This is a genomic window from Sphingomonas oryzagri (genome assembly GCF_029906645.1).
Taxonomy (GTDB): Bacteria; Pseudomonadota; Alphaproteobacteria; order Sphingomonadales; family Sphingomonadaceae; genus Solisphingomonas; species Solisphingomonas oryzagri.
In genome coordinates, this window is the sequence record NZ_JARYGZ010000001.1 from 2,534,685 (window position 1) to 2,555,198 (window position 20,514).

The 20,514-nt window shown below is 68.2% G+C and carries 17 protein-coding genes; 10 read left to right on the plus strand and 7 right to left on the minus strand.

What is annotated here, in order from left to right; genetic code table 11:
- Positions 1-49: 49 nt before the first annotated feature.
- From QGN17_RS12215 to QGN17_RS12240, 6 genes are all read left to right on the plus strand, one after another.
- Positions 50-1,510 carry an NAD(P)-dependent oxidoreductase gene (locus QGN17_RS12215; RefSeq protein WP_281044760.1) on the plus strand — a complete coding sequence of 487 codons (1,461 nt, stop codon included), beginning with the start codon at positions 50-52 and terminating at the stop codon, positions 1,508-1,510.
- Positions 1,510-6,066 (plus strand): glutamate synthase large subunit, encoded by a 4,557-nt coding sequence (gene gltB, locus QGN17_RS12220; protein WP_390902663.1) that lies wholly within the window; start codon positions 1,510-1,512, stop codon positions 6,064-6,066. Before QGN17_RS12215 ends, gltB begins: the two co-directional genes overlap by 1 nt.
- Before the next feature lie 7 nt (positions 6,067-6,073).
- Positions 6,074-6,742 (plus strand): fumarylacetoacetate hydrolase family protein, encoded by a 669-nt coding sequence (locus QGN17_RS12225; RefSeq protein ID WP_281044761.1) that lies wholly within the window; start codon positions 6,074-6,076, stop codon positions 6,740-6,742.
- An 87-nt stretch (positions 6,743-6,829) separates the two neighbouring features.
- A complete protein-coding gene (locus QGN17_RS12230) occupies positions 6,830-7,879 on the plus strand; it encodes an NAD(P)-dependent alcohol dehydrogenase (RefSeq protein WP_281044762.1) in 1,050 nt (349 codons plus the stop codon).
- Between the two features lie 76 nt (positions 7,880-7,955).
- The gene (locus QGN17_RS12235; RefSeq protein ID WP_022690749.1) at positions 7,956-8,627 is read left to right on the plus strand and encodes a glutathione S-transferase family protein; all 672 of its coding nucleotides are present in this window, start codon (positions 7,956-7,958) and stop codon (positions 8,625-8,627) included.
- Complete coding sequence (locus QGN17_RS12240) at positions 8,624-10,051, plus strand: peptide MFS transporter (protein ID WP_281044764.1); 1,428 nt, start codon at positions 8,624-8,626, stop codon at positions 10,049-10,051. The genes QGN17_RS12235 and QGN17_RS12240 overlap by 4 nt, the downstream gene beginning before the upstream one ends.
- On the opposite strand, the gene QGN17_RS12245 is transcribed toward QGN17_RS12240, so the two are convergent.
- Positions 10,033-10,485 (minus strand): winged helix-turn-helix transcriptional regulator, encoded by a 453-nt coding sequence (locus QGN17_RS12245; protein ID WP_281044765.1) that lies wholly within the window; start codon positions 10,483-10,485, stop codon positions 10,033-10,035. The two genes, QGN17_RS12240 and QGN17_RS12245, sit on opposite strands and share 19 nt — an antisense overlap.
- A 70-nt stretch (positions 10,486-10,555) precedes the next feature.
- Here QGN17_RS12245 and QGN17_RS12250 point away from each other — a divergent pair, with 70 nt between their 5' ends.
- Positions 10,556-11,356: an SDR family NAD(P)-dependent oxidoreductase gene (locus QGN17_RS12250; RefSeq protein WP_281044766.1), complete on the plus strand. Its 801-nt coding sequence runs from the start codon at positions 10,556-10,558 to the stop codon at positions 11,354-11,356.
- A gap of 139 nt (positions 11,357-11,495) precedes the next feature.
- On the opposite strand, the gene ubiG is transcribed toward QGN17_RS12250, so the two are convergent.
- Positions 11,496-12,248 (minus strand): bifunctional 2-polyprenyl-6-hydroxyphenol methylase/3-demethylubiquinol 3-O-methyltransferase UbiG, encoded by a 753-nt coding sequence (ubiG, locus tag QGN17_RS12255; RefSeq protein WP_281044767.1) that lies wholly within the window; start codon positions 12,246-12,248, stop codon positions 11,496-11,498.
- A 69-nt stretch (positions 12,249-12,317) separates the two neighbouring features.
- Between ubiG and QGN17_RS12260 the strand changes: the two genes are divergently transcribed.
- The 3 genes from QGN17_RS12260 to QGN17_RS12270 are packed head-to-tail and all read left to right on the plus strand — an operon-like array spanning position 12,318 to position 15,747.
- On the plus strand, positions 12,318-13,574 hold the full coding sequence (locus QGN17_RS12260) for an aspartate kinase (RefSeq protein WP_281044768.1): 1,257 nt from the start codon (positions 12,318-12,320) through the stop codon (positions 13,572-13,574).
- 46 nt (positions 13,575-13,620) lie between these two features.
- A complete protein-coding gene (locus tag QGN17_RS12265) occupies positions 13,621-14,673 on the plus strand; it encodes an acyltransferase family protein (RefSeq protein WP_281044770.1) in 1,053 nt (350 codons plus the stop codon).
- A gap of 27 nt (positions 14,674-14,700) precedes the next feature.
- Entirely contained in the window at positions 14,701-15,747 is a 1,047-nt protein-coding gene (locus QGN17_RS12270) for an NAD(P)H-dependent flavin oxidoreductase (RefSeq protein ID WP_281044771.1), read from the plus strand.
- Between the two features lie 116 nt (positions 15,748-15,863).
- Here QGN17_RS12270 and QGN17_RS12275 read toward each other — a convergent pair whose 3' ends face one another.
- The 5 genes from QGN17_RS12275 to QGN17_RS12295 all read right to left on the minus strand — a co-directional run bounded on the left by QGN17_RS12275 (position 15,864) and on the right by QGN17_RS12295 (position 20,489).
- Positions 15,864-16,523 carry a L,D-transpeptidase family protein gene (locus QGN17_RS12275; protein ID WP_281044772.1) on the minus strand — a complete coding sequence of 220 codons (660 nt, stop codon included), beginning with the start codon at positions 16,521-16,523 and terminating at the stop codon, positions 15,864-15,866.
- 168 nt (positions 16,524-16,691) lie between these two features.
- Positions 16,692-17,480 carry a 3'(2'),5'-bisphosphate nucleotidase CysQ gene (locus QGN17_RS12280; RefSeq protein WP_281044773.1) on the minus strand — a complete coding sequence of 263 codons (789 nt, stop codon included), beginning with the start codon at positions 17,478-17,480 and terminating at the stop codon, positions 16,692-16,694.
- Positions 17,473-18,819, minus strand: a complete 1,347-nt coding sequence (locus QGN17_RS12285; protein ID WP_281044774.1) for a TldD/PmbA family protein — start codon at positions 18,817-18,819, stop codon at positions 17,473-17,475. The genes QGN17_RS12280 and QGN17_RS12285 overlap by 8 nt, the downstream gene beginning before the upstream one ends.
- 32 nt (positions 18,820-18,851) lie before the next feature.
- Positions 18,852-19,775, minus strand: coding sequence for a 4-hydroxybenzoate octaprenyltransferase (gene ubiA, locus QGN17_RS12290; RefSeq protein WP_281044775.1), 924 nt, complete (start codon positions 19,773-19,775; stop codon positions 18,852-18,854).
- Between the two features lie 39 nt (positions 19,776-19,814).
- On the minus strand, positions 19,815-20,489 hold the full coding sequence (locus tag QGN17_RS12295; protein WP_281044776.1) for a L,D-transpeptidase family protein: 675 nt from the start codon (positions 20,487-20,489) through the stop codon (positions 19,815-19,817).
- Positions 20,490-20,514 lie beyond the last annotated feature (25 nt).

Here is a 20,514-nt window from a genome sequence, read left to right on the forward strand (position 1 = left end):
GACTCACCTCTGAATCTATGCTTTCGCGTCCTCCCAAGTGGAGGGCACGATGGCTGCTGAGAATCCGATGTTGAAGTTCGTGGGGACGGGGCAGGCCTATCCCGAAAAGCGCGCGCCCGAAGTGCGTGCCGAGGACTTCGCCGAGATCACCAAGGCGTATCTCGCCGCCAAGGCCGAGGAGCAGGCCGGGCGTTGCTCGCAATGCGGCGTGCCGTACTGCTCGACCCACTGCCCGCTCCACAACCATATTCCGGACTGGCTGCGGCTCACCGCCGAGGGGCGCCTGCGCGAAGCCTATGAGCTGTCCGCCGCCACCTCGACCATGCCCGAGATCTGCGGCCGCATCTGCCCGCAGGATCGGCTGTGCGAAGGCAATTGCGTCATCGAATTTTCCGGCCACGGCGCCGTCACCATCGGTTCGATCGAGAAGTTCATTACCGACACCGCCTGGAAGGAAGGCTGGGTCGAACCGATCACGCCTGTGCGCGATCGCTCCGGCCAGTCGGTCGGCATCATCGGCGCGGGGCCGGCGGGGCTGACGGCGGCCGAATATCTGCGCGGCCATGGCTATGAGGTGCATGTCTACGACCGGCACGACCGCGCCGGCGGCCTGCTCGTCTACGGCATCCCCGGCTTCAAGCTGGAGAAGGAAGTCGTCACCCGCCGCTTCGAACGGCTGCGCGACAGCGGCATCCGCTTCCACCTGAGCTTCGAGGTCGGCAAGGACGCCACCCTGGCCGATCTCCGCAAGAAGCATGATGCGCTGCTCATCGCCACCGGCGTCTACAAGGCGCGCGCGATCAAGGCGCCGGGCGTCGGCGCGGGCGGCGTGGTGAAGGCGCTCGACTATCTGATCGCCTCCAATCGCGTCGGCTTCGGCGATGCGGTGCCCGACTTCGAGACCGGAGCGCTCAACGCCAAGGGCAAGAATGTCGTCGTGGTCGGCGGCGGCGACACCGCGATGGATTGCGTGCGCACCGCGATCCGCCAGGGCGCGAAGTCGGTGAAGTGCCTCTACCGCCGCGACCGCGCCAACATGCCCGGCTCGCAGCGCGAGGTGGCGAACGCCGAGGAGGAAGGCGTCGAATTCGTCTGGCTCTCCGCGCCGGATGCCTTCGACGGCGATGCCAAGGTCAGCGGCGTGCGTGCGTCCCGGATGCGGCTCGGTGCCCCGGATGCCTCGGGCCGCCGCGCGCCGGAGGCCGATCCGGGTACCGAATTCCGCCTCGACGCCGATCTCGTCATCCAGGCGCTCGGCTTCGATCCCGAGGACCTGCCGCAGATGTTCGGCGCGCCCGAGCTTTCGGTCACCCGCTGGGGCACGCTGCGCGTCGACCACAAGACGATGCAGACCTCGCTGCCGGGCGTCTTCGCGGCGGGCGACATCGTGCGCGGCGCCAGCCTCGTCGTCTGGGGCGTCCGCGACGGCCGCGATGTGTCCGAGCGGATGCACGCCTGGCTCAAGGACAAAGCGAAGGCCGCGAAACCGGCCGAGACGGTGGCGGCGTGATGGACAACAATTTCGAACAGCGGAGCGAGGCGATGGCCCACTTCCCCACTTCCGAGCATGAGCGCCTCGCCGAGCACGGCATGTACCGCCCCGAATTCGAGGGCGATGCCTGCGGGGTCGGCCTCGTCGCCGCGACCGACGGCCAGCCCTCGCGCCGCGTCGTCTCGGCCGCGATCGATGCGCTGAAGGCGGTGTGGCACCGTGGCGCGGTCGATGCCGACGGCAAGACCGGCGACGGCGCCGGCATCAACGTCGAGCTGCCCGTCCACTTCTTCGACGACGCCATCGAGAATGGCGGCCACAAGCCCGGCCAAGGCCGCCTCGCCGTCGGCATGATCTTCCTGCCGCGCACCGATCTGGGCGCGCAGGAGGCCTGCCGCACAATCGTCGAGAGCGAGATCATCGATTTCGGCTACACGATCTATGGCTGGCGTCAGGTGCCGGTCGACGTCTCGGTGATCGGCGAGAAGGCGCTACAGACGCGCCCCGAGATCGAGCAGATCATGATCCAGGGCCCTGCCCCGGATTCCATGGACGCCGCCGAGTTCGAGAAGAACCTCTACCTCATCCGCCGGCGTATCGAGCGCAAGGTGATCGAGGCGCAGATCAACGGCTTCTACGTCTGTTCGCTGTCGTGCCGGTCGATCATCTACAAGGGGCTGTTCCTCGCGGAAGAGCTGTCGGTCTTCTATCCGGACCTGATGGACGAGCGCTTCGTCAGCCGCTTCGCCATCTTCCACCAGCGTTATTCGACCAACACCTTCCCCCAATGGTGGCTGGCCCAGCCGTTCCGCACGCTGGCGCATAACGGCGAGATCAACACGATCCGCGGCAACAAGAACTGGATGAAGAGCCACGAGATCAAGATGGCGGCGATCGCCTTCGGAGAGCATTCCGAAGACATCAAGCCGCTGATCCCGGCCGGCGCTTCGGACACCGCCGCGCTCGATGCCGTGTACGAGGCGATCGTGCGCGCCGGCCGCGACGCGCCCACCGCCAAGCTGATGCTGGTGCCCGAGGCGTGGCAGAACAGCACCGACATGAAGCCCGAGCATCGGGACATGTACGCTTATTACGCCTCGGTGATGGAGCCGTGGGACGGCCCTGCCGCGCTGGCCATGACGGACGGGCGCTGGGTGGTGGCCGGTGTCGACCGCAACGCGCTGCGCCCGCTCCGCACGACGCTCACCGCCGACAACCTGCTGATCGTCGGTTCGGAGACGGGCATGGTCGTCGTCCCCGAGAGCACGATCGTCGCCAAGGGCCGGATCGGGCCGGGCATGATGCTCGCCGTCGATCTCGACGAGGGCAAGCTGTTCGGCGACATCGAGCTGAAGGACCGGCTCGCCGCCGAGCATCCCTTCGGCGACTATGTGAAGGGCTTCCGCAAGCTCACCGACCTCGACGTGCCGGAGGGCGATCATGTCGCGCGTTTCGACCGGGCCGAGCTGATCCGTCGCCAGGTCGCCGCCGGGCAGACGCTGGAGGACATGGAGCTGATCCTCGCGCCTGCCGTCGAGGACGCCAAGGAGGCGATCGGCTCGATGGGCGACGACACGCCGCTTGCCGTCATCTCGGACAAGCCGCGCGTCATCAGCCAGTTCTTCCGCCAGAACTTCAGCCAGGTGACCAATCCGCCGATCGATAGTCTGCGTGAAACGCGGGTGATGAGCCTGTCGACGCGCTTCGGCAATCTCGGCAACATCCTCGATACCGGCCCCGTCCAGTCGAGCGTGCTGGTCCTCCCCTCGCCGGTCCTCTCCTCGACCGACTGGGCGACGCTCAAGGCCCATTTCGGTGCCTCGGCGGCGGAAATCGATTGCACCTTCGATCCGGAAGCGGGGGCCGACGGCCTGCGCAACGCCATCGCCGAGATCCGCCGCAAGGCCGAGCAGGCGGTGCGCGAGGGCCGCTCGGAGCTGTTCCTCACCGACGAGCATGTCGGGCCGGACAAGTGCGCCATCCAGATGGTGCTCGCCGCCGCCGCCGTTCACACGCACCTCGTCCGCCGGGGCCTGCGCTCCTACGCGTCGATCAACGTGCGCTCGGCCGAGTGCCTCGACACCCATTATTTCGCGGTGCTGATCGGTGTCGGCGCGACGACGGTGAACGCCTATCTGGCCGAAGCCTCGATCGCGGACCGCCAGTCGCGCGGCCTGTTCGGCGAGCGCAACCTCGACGAGTGCATCACGCGCTACCGCAAGGCGATCGACGACGGCCTGCTCAAGATCATGGCGAAGATGGGGATCGCGGTGATCTCCTCCTATCGCGGCGGCTACAATTTCGAGGCGGTCGGCCTCAGCCGCGCGCTCTGCAACGATCTCTTCCCCGGCATGCCCGCGAAGATTTCGGGCGAGGGTTATGCCTCGCTCAAGGTCAACGCGGTCGAGCGGCACGAAAAGGCGTTCGACGCGGCGGTGGCGACGTTGCCGATCGGCGGCTTCTACCGCCAGCGCGCCGGCGGCGAAACGCATGCCTATTCGGCGACGTTGATGCACCTGCTGCAGACGTCCTGCTCGACCGACAGCTATTCGACCTACCTGCAATTCTCGCGCGGGGTGCGCGATCTGCCGCCGGTCTATCTGCGCGATCTGCTGGAGTTCAACTGGGCGCGCGAGGCGATCAGCATCGACGAGGTCGAGGCGATCACCGAGATCCGCAAGCGCTTCGTGACGCCGGGCATGTCGCTCGGCGCGCTCTCCCCGGAGGCGCACGAGACGCTGGCGATCGCGATGAACCGGATCGGCGCCAAGGCCGTCTCCGGCGAGGGCGGCGAGGACAAGTCGCGCTACGTCCCTTATGAGAATGGCGACAACGCCAACTCCGTGATCAAGCAGGTGGCGTCGGGCCGCTTCGGCGTGACGGCGGAGTATCTGGGTTCCGCCGAGGAGCTGGAGATCAAGGTCGCGCAGGGCGCCAAGCCCGGCGAGGGCGGCCAGCTGCCCGGCTTCAAGGTGACCGAATTCATCGCCAAGCTGCGGCACTCGACGCCGGGCGTGACGTTGATCTCGCCGCCACCGCATCACGACATCTATTCGATCGAGGATCTGGCGCAGCTCATCTACGACCTCAAGCAGATCAACCCGCGCGCCCGCGTGTGCGTGAAGCTGGTGTCGTCCGCCGGCATCGGCACGATCGCGGCGGGCGTCGCCAAGGCGCATGCCGACGCGATCCTGATCGCAGGGCATGTCGGTGGCACGGGCGCCTCGCCGCAGACGTCGGTGAAGTATGCCGGCACGCCGTGGGAGATGGGCCTCACCGAAGCCAATCAGGTGCTGACCCTCAACGGCCTGCGCCACAAGGTGAAGCTGCGCACCGACGGCGGCCTCAAGACGGGGCGCGACATCGTGATCGCCGCGATCCTCGGCGCCGAGGAATTCGGCATCGGCACGCTGTCGCTCGTCGCAATGGGCTGCATCATGGTGCGCCAGTGCCATTCGAACACCTGCCCGGTCGGCGTCTGCACGCAGGACGCCAAGCTGCGCGAGAAGTTCGTCGGCACGCCCGAGAAGGTCATCAACCTGATGACGTTCATCGCCGAGGAGGTGCGCGAGATCCTCGCCCGGCTGGGCGTGCGCTCGCTCGACGAGATCATCGGCCGCACCGAGCTGCTCCGCCAGGTCAGCCGCGGCGCCGAGCATCTCGACGACCTCGATCTCAATCCGATCCTCGCCAAGGTGGACGCGCCGGATCACCTGCGCCGCTACAATGTCGAGGGCAATCGCAACGAGGTGCCCGACAGCCTCGACGCGCAGATGATCCGCGATGCGGCCCCCGTCTTCGCGCGGCGGGAGAAGATGCAGCTGACCTATTCGGTGCGCAACACGCACCGCGCGGTCGGCACGCGCTTCTCCGCCGAGATCACCGCCAAGTACGGGATGAGCACGCTCGCCGACGGGCACGTCCATGTCCGCCTGCGTGGGAGCGCCGGCCAGTCGCTCGGCGCCTTCCTGTGCAAGGGCGTGACGCTGGAGGTGTTCGGCGACGCCAACGACTATGTCGGCAAGGGGCTTTCGGGCGGCATCATCGCGGTGCGCCCGACCGTCTCCTCGCCGCTGGAGAGCCGCCGCAACGCGATCATCGGCAACACCGTGCTCTACGGCGCGACCTCCGGCTCGCTGTTCGCGGCGGGACAGGCGGGCGAGCGCTTCGCGGTGCGCAATTCGGGCGCCAACGTCGTGATCGAGGGCTGCGGCGCCAACGGCTGCGAATATATGACCGGCGGCACGGCGGTGATCCTCGGTAATGTCGGCGAGAATTTCGGCGCCGGCATGACGGGCGGCATGGCCTTCATCCTCGACGAGGACGGCCGGTTCGAAGCCCATGCCAACCCGGAAAGCATCCTCTGGCAGCGCTTCGCCTCGGCCCATTGGGAAGGCGTCTGCAAGGCGCTGGTCGAGGAACATGCGCAGCGCACCGACAGCAAGTGGGCGCACACCGTGCTGGCCGACTGGGGTCACTGGCGTGCACGCATCTGGCAGGTCTGCCCGAAGGAGATGGTGACACGGCTGGCGCATCCGCTATCGGACGAGGAGACGGCGGTCGCGGCGGAGTAAGCGTAAGATGGATGTGCCAACCCTCACCCAGCCCAGCATCGAAATTGTCGGGGAGGCGGCACGTTTTCCGGTCCGGCGCATCTTCTGCGTCGGTCGGAACTATGCCGAACATGCGCGCGAGATGGGGCATGATCCGGATGCGGAGCCGCCTTTCTTCTTCACCAAGCCGGCCGATGCGGCGGTGGCGGGCGGCGTGCTGCCCTTCCCGTCGCGCACCGAGGATCTGCATCACGAGGTCGAGCTGGTGGTGGCGCTCGGCAAGGGCGGCGCGAACGTGGACAAGGCCGATGCGCTGGGCCTCGTCTTCGGCAGCGCGGTCGGCCTCGATCTCACCCGCCGGGACATGCAGGCGGTGGCGAAGAAGCTGGCGCGGCCGTGGGACATGGCCAAGGGCTTCGATGCCTCCGCCCCCTTGGCCCCGCTCACGCGCGGGCTGCCGGCGCCCGACGCCGCGATCACGCTGACGATCGACGGCGACCTGCGCCAGCAGGGCCGGCTGACCGACCTGATCTGGCCGATCGACGCGCTGATCGCGGAGCTTTCCACCTATGTGGCGCTGGAGGCGGGCGACCTGATCTTCACCGGCACGCCGTCCGGCGTCGGCCCGATCCATCGCGGCGAGACCGTGATCGGCACGATCGAGGGCCTCCCGTCGATCGAAGTGCGGTTCGAGTAGGATCGGGCAAGGATATGGCAGGATCGCGCTTCGCGCTCCTGCCGCCGGTCCCCAGATGGTGCGGGCAATCAGCACCAAGGGGTTCCCATGCAGACCATCGGCTACGCGGCGCAGTCCGCCACCTCCCCGCTCGGCGGCTTCTCCTTCGAGCGGCGCAAACCCAACCCCAACGACGTCGCGATCGACATCCTCTATTGCGGCGTCTGCCACTCGGATCTCCACCAGGCGCATGACGACTGGGGCGGCAGCATCTACCCGATGGTGCCGGGCCACGAGATCGTCGGCCGCGTCTCGGCGGTGGGCGGCGATGTCGAGCGCTTCGCGGTGGGCGATCTGGTCGCCGTCGGCTGCATCGTCGACAGCTGCCAGCATTGCGACCAGTGCCACGCCGGCGAGGAGCAGCTCTGCCGCGAGGGCGTGACGGTCACCTATAACGGCCGCGAGCGCGCATCCGGCAACCCGACCTATGGCGGCTATTCCCAGCATATCGTCGTACGCCAGGAATTCGTGCTGAGCGTGCCGGAAAACCTCGACGTCGCGCGCGTCGCGCCGTTGCTCTGCGCGGGCATCACCACCTATTCGCCGCTGCGCCACTGGGGCATCGGCCCCGGCAGCCGGGTCGGCGTGATCGGACTCGGTGGTCTCGGCCACATGGCGGTGAAGTTCGCGGTGGCACTCGGCGCGCACGTCACGGTGATGAGCCGCACACCGGACAAGGAGGAGGATGCGCTGGCGCTGGGTGCCGAAGCGCTGCTCGTCTCCACCGACGACGCGCAGATGGCCGAAGCCGCCAACGCCTTCGACCTGATCATCGACACGGTACCGGTGAAGCACGACATCAAGCCCTACATGCCGCTGCTCGATATCGAGGGTACGCTGGTGATCGTCGGCCAGATCGGCGACATGGGCGACTTCAACAGCCTGCCGCTGCTCATGGGCCGCCGCAAGATTTCGGGATCGCCGATCGGCGGGATCGCGGAAACCCAGGAGATGCTCGATTTCGCCGGCCGCATGAACGTGCTGCCCGATTGCGAGACGGTCGCCATGCCGGACATCAACGCCGCGTGGGATCGTCTGGCGAAAGGCGACGTCCGCTACCGCTTCGTCATCGACATGGCGACGCTGACGGCGGAGTGATCACGGGAATCCTCCCCCGCAAGGGGGAGGATTGTTACTTCCCCCGCCGCGCCCGCGCCCCTAAGCAGGGGCGATCATGTGGCAGCTCCTCCAATTCCCGTTGTGCCCCTTTTCCCGCAAGGTCCGGCTGATGCTGGGCGAGAAGGGGGTGGGCTACGAGCTGGTCCGCGAATCGCCGTGGCTGCATCGCGACGAGTTCATCGACCTGAATCCCGCCGGCACCACGCCGGTGATGGTGCAGGGGCAGCTGCGCCTGCGCGACAGCTGGGCGATCTGCGAATATTTCGAGGAGACGATCGACCGCGCGCCGATGATCCCCGGCGATGCCTCGGCCCGCGCCGAGATCCGCCGGCTGGTCGCCTGGTTCGACGAGAAATTCTACCGCGAGGTGGTCGGCCCGCTGATGGAGGAGAGGATGCTGAAGCGCCTCGTCCACCGCGCCTCGCCCGACGCCAAGATCCTGCGCGAGGCGATGAAGAACGCCAACGGCCACCTCGACTATATCGACTGGCTGATCGACCATCGCCGCTGGCTGGGCGGCCCGGTGCTGAGCCTCGCCGACCTTGCCGCCGCCGCGCACCTTTCGGTCGCCGACTATCTCGGCGGCATCGACTGGCGCGGGCACGAGCAGACCAAGCAATGGTATGCCGGCCTGAAGAGCCGACCCTCCTTCCGCCCGATGCTGTCGGAGCGGATGGAGGTGATCACCCCGCCGCCGCATTACGACAAGGTCGATTTCTGGGAATGAGCACGCAGCCCGCCGAAACCCCTACCCTCGATTACCGGTCGGATCGCGCATTCCTCGGCCATCCACGGGGCCTCGGCTACCTCTCCTTCGCGGAAGCGTGGGAGCGCTTCTCCTACTACGGCATGGCCGCCCTGCTCGCGCTCTACGGCTCCAAGCAGCTGTTCCAGCCCGGCCATATCGAGACGATCTGGGGCTTCGCGCCGTTCCGTGAGCTGCTCGAAAGCCTCTACGGCCCGCTCACCCCGCTGACGCTCGGCGGCGCGATCGCGGCGCTCTACGGCAGCCTCGTCTACCTGACGCCGATCGCGGGCGGGTACATCGCCGATCGCTTCATCGGCCGCACGCGCGCGGTGACAACCGGCGCGATCCTGATGGCGGCGGGCCATTTCTTCATGACCTTCGACCAGACCTTCGTGGTGGCGATGGCCTGCCTGCTGATCGGCGTCGGCTTCTTCAAGGGCAATATCGCAGCCCAGGTGGGCGACCTCTACGCGCCCGGCGACCTGCGCCGCGCCGACGCCTTCCAGATCTACATGCTCGGTATCCAGATCGCGGTGATCGCGGCGCCGATCGTGTGCGGCTGGCTGGGGCAGAAGGTGGCGTGGCATTTCGGCTTCGGCGCGGCCGGGGTCGGAATGCTGATCGGCCTGATCGTCTATCTCTCCGGCCGCCGCTGGCTCCCCGCCGAGCCGGCCGCGAAGCAGGGCGGCATCGTCGAGCCGCGGCCGAAGCTGGTGAAGGGCGAGGGCATCCGCATCGTGGTGCTGGCGCTGCTGGTGCCGGTGCTGGCCTTCACCGCCGTCGGCAACCAGCAGCTCTTCGCCGCCTACGAGCTGTGGGGCGACGCGCATTACCAACTCCGCTTCTTCGGCTGGGAGATGCCGGCGACCTTCCTGATCTCGTTCGACGCGATCATCTCGACCATCACCATGGCCGGATCGGTGGTGTTCTGGCGCTGGTGGGGCACGCGCCACACCGAGCCGGACGAGATCACCAAGCTGACCATCGGGTCGATCATCGCGATGCTGGCGCCGCTGGTGCTGGCGCTGGCCTCGCTGCACGAGGCGGCGACCGGCGAGAAGGTGAGCCTCGCCTGGGGCCTCGCCTTCCACATCCTGAACGACGTCGGCTTCGCCAACATCTTCCCGGTCGGCCTCGCCCTCTATTCGCGCGCCAGCCCGAAGGCGATCGGATCGACGATGCTGGCGGTCTACTACCTCAACCTGTTCCTGGCGGGGCTGATCGTCGCCAAGCTGGCGACCCTGCTCGGCACGCTGAGCGGCTTCCAGTTCTGGGGCCTGCACGCGCTGCTGATGGCGGGCGCGAGCGTCGTCCTGCTGATCGTGCGCGGCGTCGCCGGCCGGCTGCTCGCGCCGACCGTCGATCCGGAAGCGGAGGCCGGAATTCAGTCGGTCGGCGCCTGATTGGGCATCACCAGGCGCATCGGGAACGTCCCCAGCGGCCGCCCGGTCGCGCGATCGACCACCTGCGCGTCGATCGGCGCACCGGTTTCGGCATCGGCCAGATGGCTGATCGCACCCTCGCCATGATATTTGCGCCCCCACGCGGCGATGGCGGCGAGGATGGGCAGGAAGTCGCGCCCCTTCTCGGTCAGCACATATTCGTCGCGTGGCGGCCGTTCCGAATAGCGCCGCTTTTCCAATAGCCCGTCCTCGGTGAGCGCGGCCAGCCGGCGCGTCAGGATGTTGGGCGCGATGCCGAGCGACGTGCGGAACTGATCGAAGCGCGTCGCACCATAGCCCGCATCGCGCAGGATCATCATGCTCCACGCATCGCCCACCCGGAGCAGCCCGCGCGCCACGGTGCAGGGTCCGTCGAAATATTTCTCATAGTCCATTGCATTGTGATAGCGACATTCATATCAAAATGCAAGTCACCCGGTGAGTCGGGTGTTTTGGAGACATGACATGAGCATTGCCAAGGGCACCGCCCTCATCACCGGAGCGTCCACCGGCCTCGGCGCCGTCTATGCGGACCGCCTCGCCCGGCGCGGCCACGGCCTCGTCCTCGTCGCCCGCGACGCCGCGCGCATGGAAGCACTGGCCGAGCGGCTGCGAGCCGAGACCGGCGTCGCGATCGAGATCGTTCCCGCAGACCTCACCGCCGAGGCGGACGTCGCCAGGATCGAGGCGCGCCTTGCCGCCGGCGACATCGGCATCCTGATCAACAATGCCGGCATGTCGCTGGACGGCAGCGTTCTGGAGAACGGCCCGGCGGAGATCACCCGCATTGTCACGCTCAACATCGCGACGCCCACCCGCCTCGCCGCCGCCGCCGCCAAGGCGTTCGTGGCGCAGGGCGAGGGCGCGATCGTCAACATCGCGTCGGTGCTGGCGCTGGCGCCCGAGATGTTCGACGGCATCTACAGCGGCACCAAGGCGCACCTGCTCAACCTCAGCCAGGCGATGAGCGCGCAGCTTTCGAACAAGGGCGTCTACACGCAGGCGGTGCTGCCCGGCGCGACCCGCACGGAGATCTGGGAGCGGTCCGGCAAGGACGTCGATTCCTTCCCCGAAGGCTTCGTGATGGAGGCGGGCGATCTGGTCGATGCGGCGCTGCTCGGCTTCGATCGCCGCGAGACGGTGACGATCCCGCCGCTCCCCGACATGGGCCAGTTCGACGCCATGCAGCAGGCGCGCGCCGCGATGGGACCGAACCTGTCGAAGAGCCGGGTGGCGGAGCGCTATCGGGAAGCGGTCGCGGCGTAGTCCTAATCCTCCCCCGCCAGGGGGAGGGGGACCATGCGAAGCATGGTGGAGGGGGCGGGCGGCGATGTCGCCTCGGATGCCCCGCCGTCCTCCCCCTCCGTCGCCTTCGGCGCCACCTCCCCCTGGCGGGGGAGGATTTTTAGGCGCGCACCACCCCCATCAGATAATCCATCCGGACGTCGTTCGAGAGGACGAAGCCCTTCATCGGATCGAGCGACAATCCGCGCGTCTCGATCACCTTCAGCCCGGCCTGCTGGAGCAACGCCTCCAGCTCGCCGGGCTGCAGGAATTTCTGCCAGTCGTGCGTGCCCTTGGGGATCTGCCCGGTCCCCTCGCCCACCGTAATCAGCGCCAGCCGCGAGAGCGCGGTGCGGTTCGGCGTCGAGAGCAGCATCAGCCCGCCGGGCGCCAGCGCCTTCGCCAGCCCCGCGACGAACGCCGCCGGATCGGTGACGTGCTCGACCACTTCCATCGAGCAGACCAGATCGAAGGTCTCGTCCTCTCCGAGCTTCTCGACGCTGCCGTGGCGATAGTCGATCGCCAGCCCCTGCCCCTCGGCATGGAGCGCGGCCGCCGCGATATTCTCGGGCGCCGCATCCAGCCCCGTCGCGGTCGCCCCCATGCGCGCCAGCGGCTCGGTCAGCAGCCCCGCGCCGCAGCCGACATCGAGCGCGCGCCTGCCCGCCAGCGGCCGCCGCTCGGTGCGCCCGGTGCCGAAATGCTGATCCACCATTTCGCGCACGAAACCCAGCCGCACCGGGTTCAGCTTGTGGAGCATGGCGGACGATCCCTTGGGATCCCACCATTCGGCGGCGAGCTTGCCGAAATGCGCTGCTTCCTGCGGATCAATCGTGCCCCCCGCGGGAGCGGGAATGATGGTTGCGTCGGTCATGCCTTGCCCCTAACAGGGCGCCTCTTTCTTTCCCACAGGCAATTCCTGCCGCAACAATCGAGCAGTCTTATGGCCCGTATCGTGATGAAGTTCGGTGGCACGTCGATGGCGGGCATCGAGCGTATTCGCAACGTGGCGCGGCAGGTGAAACGCGAGTGGGCCAAGGGCGAGCAGGTCGCGGTGGTGGTCTCCGCCATGTCGGGCGAGACCGATCGCCTCGTCAATTTCTGCCGCGAGGCCTCGCCGCTCTACGACACCAAGGAATATGATGTCGTCGTCGCGGCGGGCGAGCAGGTGACCAGCGGCCTGCTGGCGATCGCGCTGCAGGCGATCGGGGTTCCGGCGCGCAGCTGGCTCGGCTGGCAGCTGCCGATCCGCACCAGCGACGCGCACGCTTCGGCCCGCATATCGACGATCGACACGGAAGCACTCAACGCCAGCCTCGCCAACGGCGAGGTCGCGGTGATCCCCGGCTTCCAGGGGCAGACCGAGGACGGCCGCGTCACCACGCTCGGCCGCGGCGGTTCGGACACGAGCGCCGTGGCGGTGGCGGCGGCGATGAAGGCCGATCGCTGCGACATCTATACCGACGTCGACGGCGTCTACACGACCGACCCGCGCATCGTGCCCCGCGCGCGCAAGATCCCCAAGATCACCTACGAGGAAATGCTGGAGCTGGCGTCGGTCGGCGCCAAGGTGCTCCAGACCCGCTCGGTGGGCCTCGCCATGAAGGAGAAGGTGCGCGTGCAGGTGCTCTCCTCCTTCGGAGACCCTGACGCCGAGCCCACCCCCGGCACCTTCGTGGTGGGGGAAGACGAAATCGGAGAAGGCCAAGTGGAACAGCAGCTCATCACCGGCATCGCCTATGATCGCAACGAGGCGAAGATCACGCTCGTCGCGGTGCCCGATCGCCCCGGCGCGGTGGCCTCGATCTTCAACCCGCTGGCCGAGGCGAGCATCAACGTCGACATGATCGTGCAGAACGTCGCGCACGGCACCGGCTCCACCGACGTCACCTTCACCGTACCCGGCGCCGAACTGGCCCGCTCGCTCGACGTGCTCGAAAAGGCGCGCGAGACGATCGGCTACGAGAAGCTGGTCCCCGATACGGAGGTCTGCAAGATCTCGGTGGTGGGCGTGGGGATGCGCAGCCACGCGGGCGTCGCGGCGACGATGTTCGAGGCGCTGGCGGCGCGCGGCATCAACATCCAGGCGATCACCACGTCCGAGATCAAGGTCTCGGTGCTGATCCACCAGGACTATACCGAACTCGCGGTGCGCGTGCTGCATACGGCCTACGGGCTGGATGCGGAGGATGCGGCGTAAGGGGAACGCGTGCCGAAAGCGGCAGGACATAGCGCGGGGTGAGAAGGTGGAGGCTCGCCGTTTCCTGGCCCTCGATGGACTTCGTGGGGTAGCGGCGCTTTCCATCCTTCTGTTCCATCGGCGGTGGTGGGTCGCCGGCGGTCACTTTCTCGATCATGCCTGGCTGGCGGTCGATTTCTTTTTCCTGCTGAGCGGCTTCGTTCTCGATCATGCGTATGCGCAACGGCTGCGCGCGGACATGCACCGTGGCCGGTTCCTGCTGCTTCGACTGATCCGGCTGTATCCGATGACATTCGCGGGCGCGGCGATCGGCGTCCTGCTCCCGCTGATCCGCGCGGTCCACAATTCTGTTTTCGATTTTCGCCTTCCTCTCGTGGCGCTGATCAACGCGATGGCCTTGCCGGCGCCGGCCGCGATCTCCGCCGAGCCGTTCGCGATCAACCAGCCGGTCTGGTCCCTGTTTTTCGAGCTGGTCGCGAGCGGCGCGTTCGCAATCGTACTGGCCCGTCTTTCCACCCGCGCGCTCGCCGTGGCCGCCGCCATTGCCGGCGCGATCACGATCATCGTCGTTGCCCATTTTTCGACGCTGGCGGTCGGCAACCACAGGAACGACCTGCCATGGGGACTGGCGAGGGTCGCCACGCCGTTCATCATCGGTATGCTGCTCCACCGATTGCGCGAAGCGGTTCGATGGCTCGCCATCCCGTTCTGGGCGGCGGCGGCGCTTCTCGTTGCGAGCTTCCTGCCCGTATCCGGCGCATGGTGGGATGGCGCCTACAGCTGCATCATGGTCCTGATCGCCTATCCTCTCCTGCTGCTCGGCACGCAGGCGCGGGAACCCGATCCGCAGTGGCTGGGCGTGATCCGCACGGGCGCCTTTCTCTCCTATCCCGTCTATGCGCTCCATTTCCCCATTCTCGCGCTGATCGATCCGATCCAGCGCAGGCTTCCCATGCCGGGGCCGCTCTGGCTGGCGCTGGCCGCCACGATCGTCGTCCTGATCGCGGCGCCTCTCGCGCGCTGGTACGACGCACCGTTCAGGCGGTATCTCCGCACATGGCTCGCCGGAAGATCGGCGATGCAGGACGGCATTGGGTAAGCGAGCATCTTCATCTATGAGGCCGCGATGACCATGACGCACGCCACCGCCGCCTCGATCGGCCACGATCGCCTCGCCCGCCTGATGAAGCGCGGGACAGACTTCCTCGGGAGCGAGGTGGCCATCATGGCCGGCGCGATGTCGTGGGTGAGCGAACGCAACCTGGTTTCGGCCATGTCGAACGCCGGCGGCTTCGGCGTGATCGCCTGCGGGGCGATGTCGCCCGAACTGCTCGATGCCGAGATCGCGGCGACCAAGGCGCTCACCAGCAAGCCGTTCGGCGTCAACCTGATCACCATGCACCCGCAGCTCAACGACCTGATCGACGTCTGCGCGAAGCACGGTGTCGGCCATGTCGTGCTGGCGGGCGGCCTGCCGCCGGGCGGCGCGATCGAGCGGATCAAGGCCTCCGGTGCCAAGGTGATCTGCTTCCCGCCGACGCTCGCCTTCGCCAAGAAGCTGATCCGCTCGGGCGTCGATGCGCTGGTGATCGAGGGGATGGAGGCCGGCGGCCATATCGGCCCGGTCTCGACCAGCGTGCTGGCGCAGGAGATCCTGCCGGCCGTCGCGGCCGAGCTGCCGGTGTTCGTCGCCGGCGGGATCGGGCGTGGCGAAGCGATGGCCGGCTATCTGGAGATGGGCGCGGCCGGCGTACAGCTCGGCACGCGCTTCGTCTGCGCGACCGAATGCATCGCGCACCCGAACTTCAAGAAGGCGTTCATCCGTGCCTCGGCCCGCGACGCGACCGCCTCGGTACAGATCGATCCGCGCCTGCCGGTGATCCCCGTCCGCGCGCTCAAGAACGCGGCCGGCGAGCTGTTCACCGCCAAGCAGCGCGAAGTCGCCCAGGCGCTCGACGAGGGCAAGGTCGAGATGATGGAGGCGCAGCTGCAGATCGAGCATTACTGGGCTGGCGCGCTGCGCCGCGCGGTGATCGACGGCGATGTCGAGCATGGCTCGGTGATGGCCGGTCAGTCTGTGGGCATGGTGACCAAGGAGGAGCCGCTGGCGGATATCCTCAAGAGCCTAGTCGACGAGGGCGCCCACGCGCTGGAGCGCCGCTCGGGCGGCTGAGCAACACAGCCCGGAAATCCGTTCGTGTCGAGCGCAGTCGAGACACGCGCCGTAATCGATACGCCCGCCTCACGTCGCTCGACTCGCTCGGGACGAACGATCGTCTCAAGAACGGTTCAAGGCGCGTTGCTCGCCACCACGGCGGGCGCCTGTTCGCCATCGTCCAGCGTCGGGGCGTTCGGATCGGCGGGCGTCGTGTCCGGCACGACCGGCAGCGCGTCGGCCATCGTCGTGCCACCTTCGGTGATCGCCACCTCGCCGCCCAATGCCGTCTCGTCATAGAGCGCCTTGGCGAAGGCATCGGGCAGGTGCACGCAGCCGTGCGAGCTGCGATAGCCTGGCACGCCGCCGGCATGGAGCGCCACGCCGTCCCAGGTCAGCCGCTGCATGTAAGGCATCGGCGCGGAATTGTAGAGGTTGGAGCGATGCTTCACCTCCTTCTGCAGGATCGGATAGGTGCCGAGCGGCGTGTCGTAGCCGTCCCGCCCGGTCGATACGGTGGTGATGCCGATCAGCGTATCGCCGCGATAGACGAAGGCGACCTGGCGCATCAGATCGACCACCATCTGCACCTTGCCGTCGCCGCCCAGCTCCGGATGCCAGAGATACTGCCCGGCCTTCAGCGCATCGGCATCGGCGACGGTGAGTTCGGTCGCGCTGCCGTCGGTCACAGGATCGATGACGACCTGCGAGGGTTGCGCGATCGCTACGGTGGGCGCGGCGATCGCCAGCAGGGATGAGGCCACAAATAGCAGGGCCGAAGACGAGCGGATCATGAATCCCTTTCCTCCCGACACGACTCCGCCCACGCCGCCGATCACGCGATCAGCGGAGCAATGGATCGGAAATCCTTGATGGAAGGGATAACGACAAACGCGACGATTGGTGCCGCTGAAGCGCCACAATTGTCACGGTTGCGCTTGACGAAAGCCGAAACGGCCGGATCAGCGCGCGCCGACGCGCTCCGCAATGGCGGCGTAAGCGGCGAGGCGCCGGATGGCCGCTTCGTGAATGCCCGGCGGCGTCACCAGCACGCCGAACGCCTCGGCGCTGGCCGTGTTGAAGGCCATCGGCACGCCGAGCGCGTCGGTGACGCTCGCACCCGCCTCGGCCGCGATCAGCACGGCGGCGGCGATATCCCACTCATGACCCCAGCGGAGCGTCGCCACCAGGTCGGCGTCGCCCGCCGCGACCATCGCGATGCGCAGCGCGATCGAATTGGGCTTGGACACGGCGACGAGATCGGCGTCGCGACGCGGCAACTGGTCGGCCGGCACGCGCGCGCCAGTGATCGTATCGCGCGGTGCGACGCGAATGGCCGCGCCGTTGCGCCACGCCCCCTCGCCCGCCTGCGCCGTCCACACCTCGCCCCGTGCCGGGGCATCGAGCACGCCGAGGATCGGGCGCCCGTCCTCGACCAGCGCGACCGAGACCGCCCAGCCGGTCCGCCCGCGCAGATAGTCGCGCGTGCCGTCGATCGGATCGACCACCCACACGCGCCGCGCGCCCAGCCGCGCCTTGTCGTCGGCGGTCTCCTCGGAGAGCCAGCCGGCTTCGGGGTCGATGGCCGCCAGTCGCCCCTTCAGGAAATGATCGACCGCGAGATCGATCTCGCAGACCGGCTCGCCGCCCGCTTTCTCCCAGCGCCGGAAGCCGTCCTTCGCCTTGCCGAGCGCCAGCGCGCCCGCCTCTGCGGCGACCGCCGCGACCGCCTCCAGGCGCGGATCAGGCACCGGCGACCGTCATCCCGTCGATGCGGATGGTGGGAACATCGGTGGCGCGCTCGAAGACCAGATCGCTCGCCGGGGTGAGCGCGCGGAACATGTCGCGCAAGGTGCCGGCGATGGTGATCTCGGCAACGGACGCGCCGATTTCCCCGTCCTCGATCAGAAAACCAGCGGCGCCGCGCGAATAATCGCCGGTCACCGGGTTCACGCCCTGCCCGATCAGCTCTGTGACGTAGAGGCCGCGCTTCACGTCCTTCATCAGCTCGGCCGGCGAGAGCGCGCCCGCTTCCATATAGAAGTTGGAGGTGCCCACCCCAGGCGGCCCGCCGATGCCGCGCTGGGCGTTGCCGGTGGGTTGCAGACCAAGCTGGCGGGCGGACGCGCTGTCGAGCAGCCAGCCAGTCAGCACGCCGTCCGCAACCAGTTCGCGCCGCGCGGTCGGCAGCCCCTCGCCGTCGAACGGCTTGGAGCCGAGACCGCGCACGCGATGCGGGTCGTCGACGATGGTGATGCCCTTGCCGAACACCTCGGTCTCCAGCGCGTCGAGCAGGAAGCTCGTCTTGCGGGCGATCGAGGAGCCGGTGATCGCGCCCGCCAGATGGCCGAGCAGGCTCGATCCCACGCGCGGATCGAAGAGGATCGGCATCGCGCCCGACGAGAGCTTTGCCGGGTTGAGCCGCGCGACGGTGCGTTCGCCGGCACGGCGGCCGATCGCCTCGGCGGCTTCGAGATCCTCAAGGTGGCGGGCCGATCGGTGCGCGTAATCGCGCTGCATGTTGGCGCCCTCGCCGGCGATCACGCTGGCCGAGCAGCCGTGGCCGCTGGTCGCGTAGCCGCCCGCGAAGCCGTGGCTGGTCGCGAGCGCGATGATCGTGCGGCCGTGGCTGGCCGACGCGCCCTCGCTGTTGGTGACGCCCGCGACGGCGCGCGAGGCGTTCTCCGCCTCCAGCGCGCGCGCCCTCAGCGCCTCGGGGGAGACGGTGGCGCCGTCATCGCCATCGACCGACGGGGCATCGCCGCGCAGCAGCCGATCCTCCGGCGCGAGGCCGGCATAGGCATCCTCCGGCGCCTCCTTGGCCATCGCGACGGCGCGGTCCACCAGCGTAGCGAGCGCGTCCTTCGACAGATCCGACGAGGAGACGCTGGCCGATCGGCGGCCGACGAAGAGCCTGAGGCCGATCGTCTCGCCCTCCGATCGCTCGACATCCTCCAGCGCGCCGAGCCGCACCGAGACCGAGGTCGACTCGTTGCAGACATAGAGCGTGTCGGCGGCATCGGCCCCGGCCCGCTTCGCGAGCGCGACGAGATCGTGGACGCGGGTCTGGGCTTCGGCGACGGTCAGCATGGATCGCACTTAGGAAGCCCGCCCACCGCCGTCTAGCCCGCGCTGCCCACCGCGAGCGCCGCCATCGCCATCAGCAGGCCTGCAGTGCGGTTGGACCGGAAGCGGTGAAGTGCGCCGTGCGGCTCGGCCGGATCGAGGGTCCACACCTGCCAGCCGAGGTGCAGCGCCATCGGCAGCAGCGCCAGCACCGCAAGCGGATCGGGCCGCCGGAGCCAGTAGGCGACGCCCCACAGCAGCAGCGCGCCGACATAGCAGGCGGCTACGCCGGGCCGCACATGCCGCCCCATCGCGCGCGCCGAGGACTTCACGCCGGCCAGCACGTCATCCTCGATATCCTGCAGCGCGTAGATCGTATCGTAGCCGACCACCCACAGGATCGATCCGGCATAAAGCAGCAACCCGGCCGGTGCGACATGCCCCGCTACCGCCGCCCAGCCGACCAGCGCCGCCCACGAGAAAACGATGCCCAGCCACGCCTGCGGCCACCAGGTGATCCGCTTCATGAAAGGATAGCAGGCGACGGGCGCGAGGCTCGCCATGCTGATCCAGCGCGCCGGCCAGTTGAGCGCGACCAGCACCGCGAAGCCGATCAGGCAGAGCGCGATCAGGAACGCCCAGGCGCCCTTGAGGCTCACCCGCCCGCTCGCCAGCGGACGATCCCGCGTGCGCGCCACGCGGGCATCGAGGTCGCGATCGACGATGTCGTTATAGACGCAGCCCGCCCCGCGCATCGCGACCGCGCCGATGCCGAACAAAGCGATCAGCCGCACCGCATCGAGGCCCGGCGCACCCGCCAGCAGGATCGCCCAGCAGCCCGGCCAGAACAGCAGCCAGCCGCCGATCGGCCGGTCGAAGCGGGCGAGCAAAGCATAAGGCCGCGCGCTGGCGGGCAGCAGCCGCAGCAGGCCGCGTGTCTCGGTATCGGGAACCGCCGTGTCGGAAGGGATCGCCGTCATGCCCCGCCCCTACCGCGAACGGCGGCGCGTGACTACGGCTCAGCCGGCGGCCTTGATCGCCTCGCCCACGTCGAGCGTCTCGCCCTTCGTCACGATCACCGTGTCGCCCAGCTTCGCCTGCCCGAAGGCGAGCTTCGCGAACTCCACCGGAACCGCGACGCAGCCGTGGGTCGCGCCATCGCGGCGCATGTGCGATCCGTGGATGGTGACCCCATCGTTGGTCAGCCGCATCATATAGGGCATCGGCGCGTCGTAGAGGTTGGAGACGTGCGTCGCATCCTTCTGCGAGATGGCGAACACGCCGAGCGGGGTCGGGTGGTCGTCCGCCCCGTACATGATCGCCGCAGCCCCTATCTCGTAACCGTCGCGAAACACCGACATCACGCCCGCCGCCAGATCGACGGTGATGACGATGCGGCCGGTCTTGGGCGCGCCGTCCTCGTTCCACACATAGTCGCCGATCTTCATCGGCTCGGGCACGTCGAGCACGCGCTTCACGGCATAGCCGGCGTCGGCCCTGATCGGCGACTGCGCGGCGACCTTCACCGGCTTAGCCACGGGCTTCGGCGCAGAATGCACCGCCGCCGGCTGCGCATCGGCCACGCCACCGCCGATGTCCGCGATGCGCACGACGGCGGGCGCCAGCGCGGCGACACCGACCGCGATCGCCAGCCCGACCTTGTGGCGCATGATGAAGGAGGTAAGGCGCTGCATGAGGCCGGTCTATGCCATGGCGGGA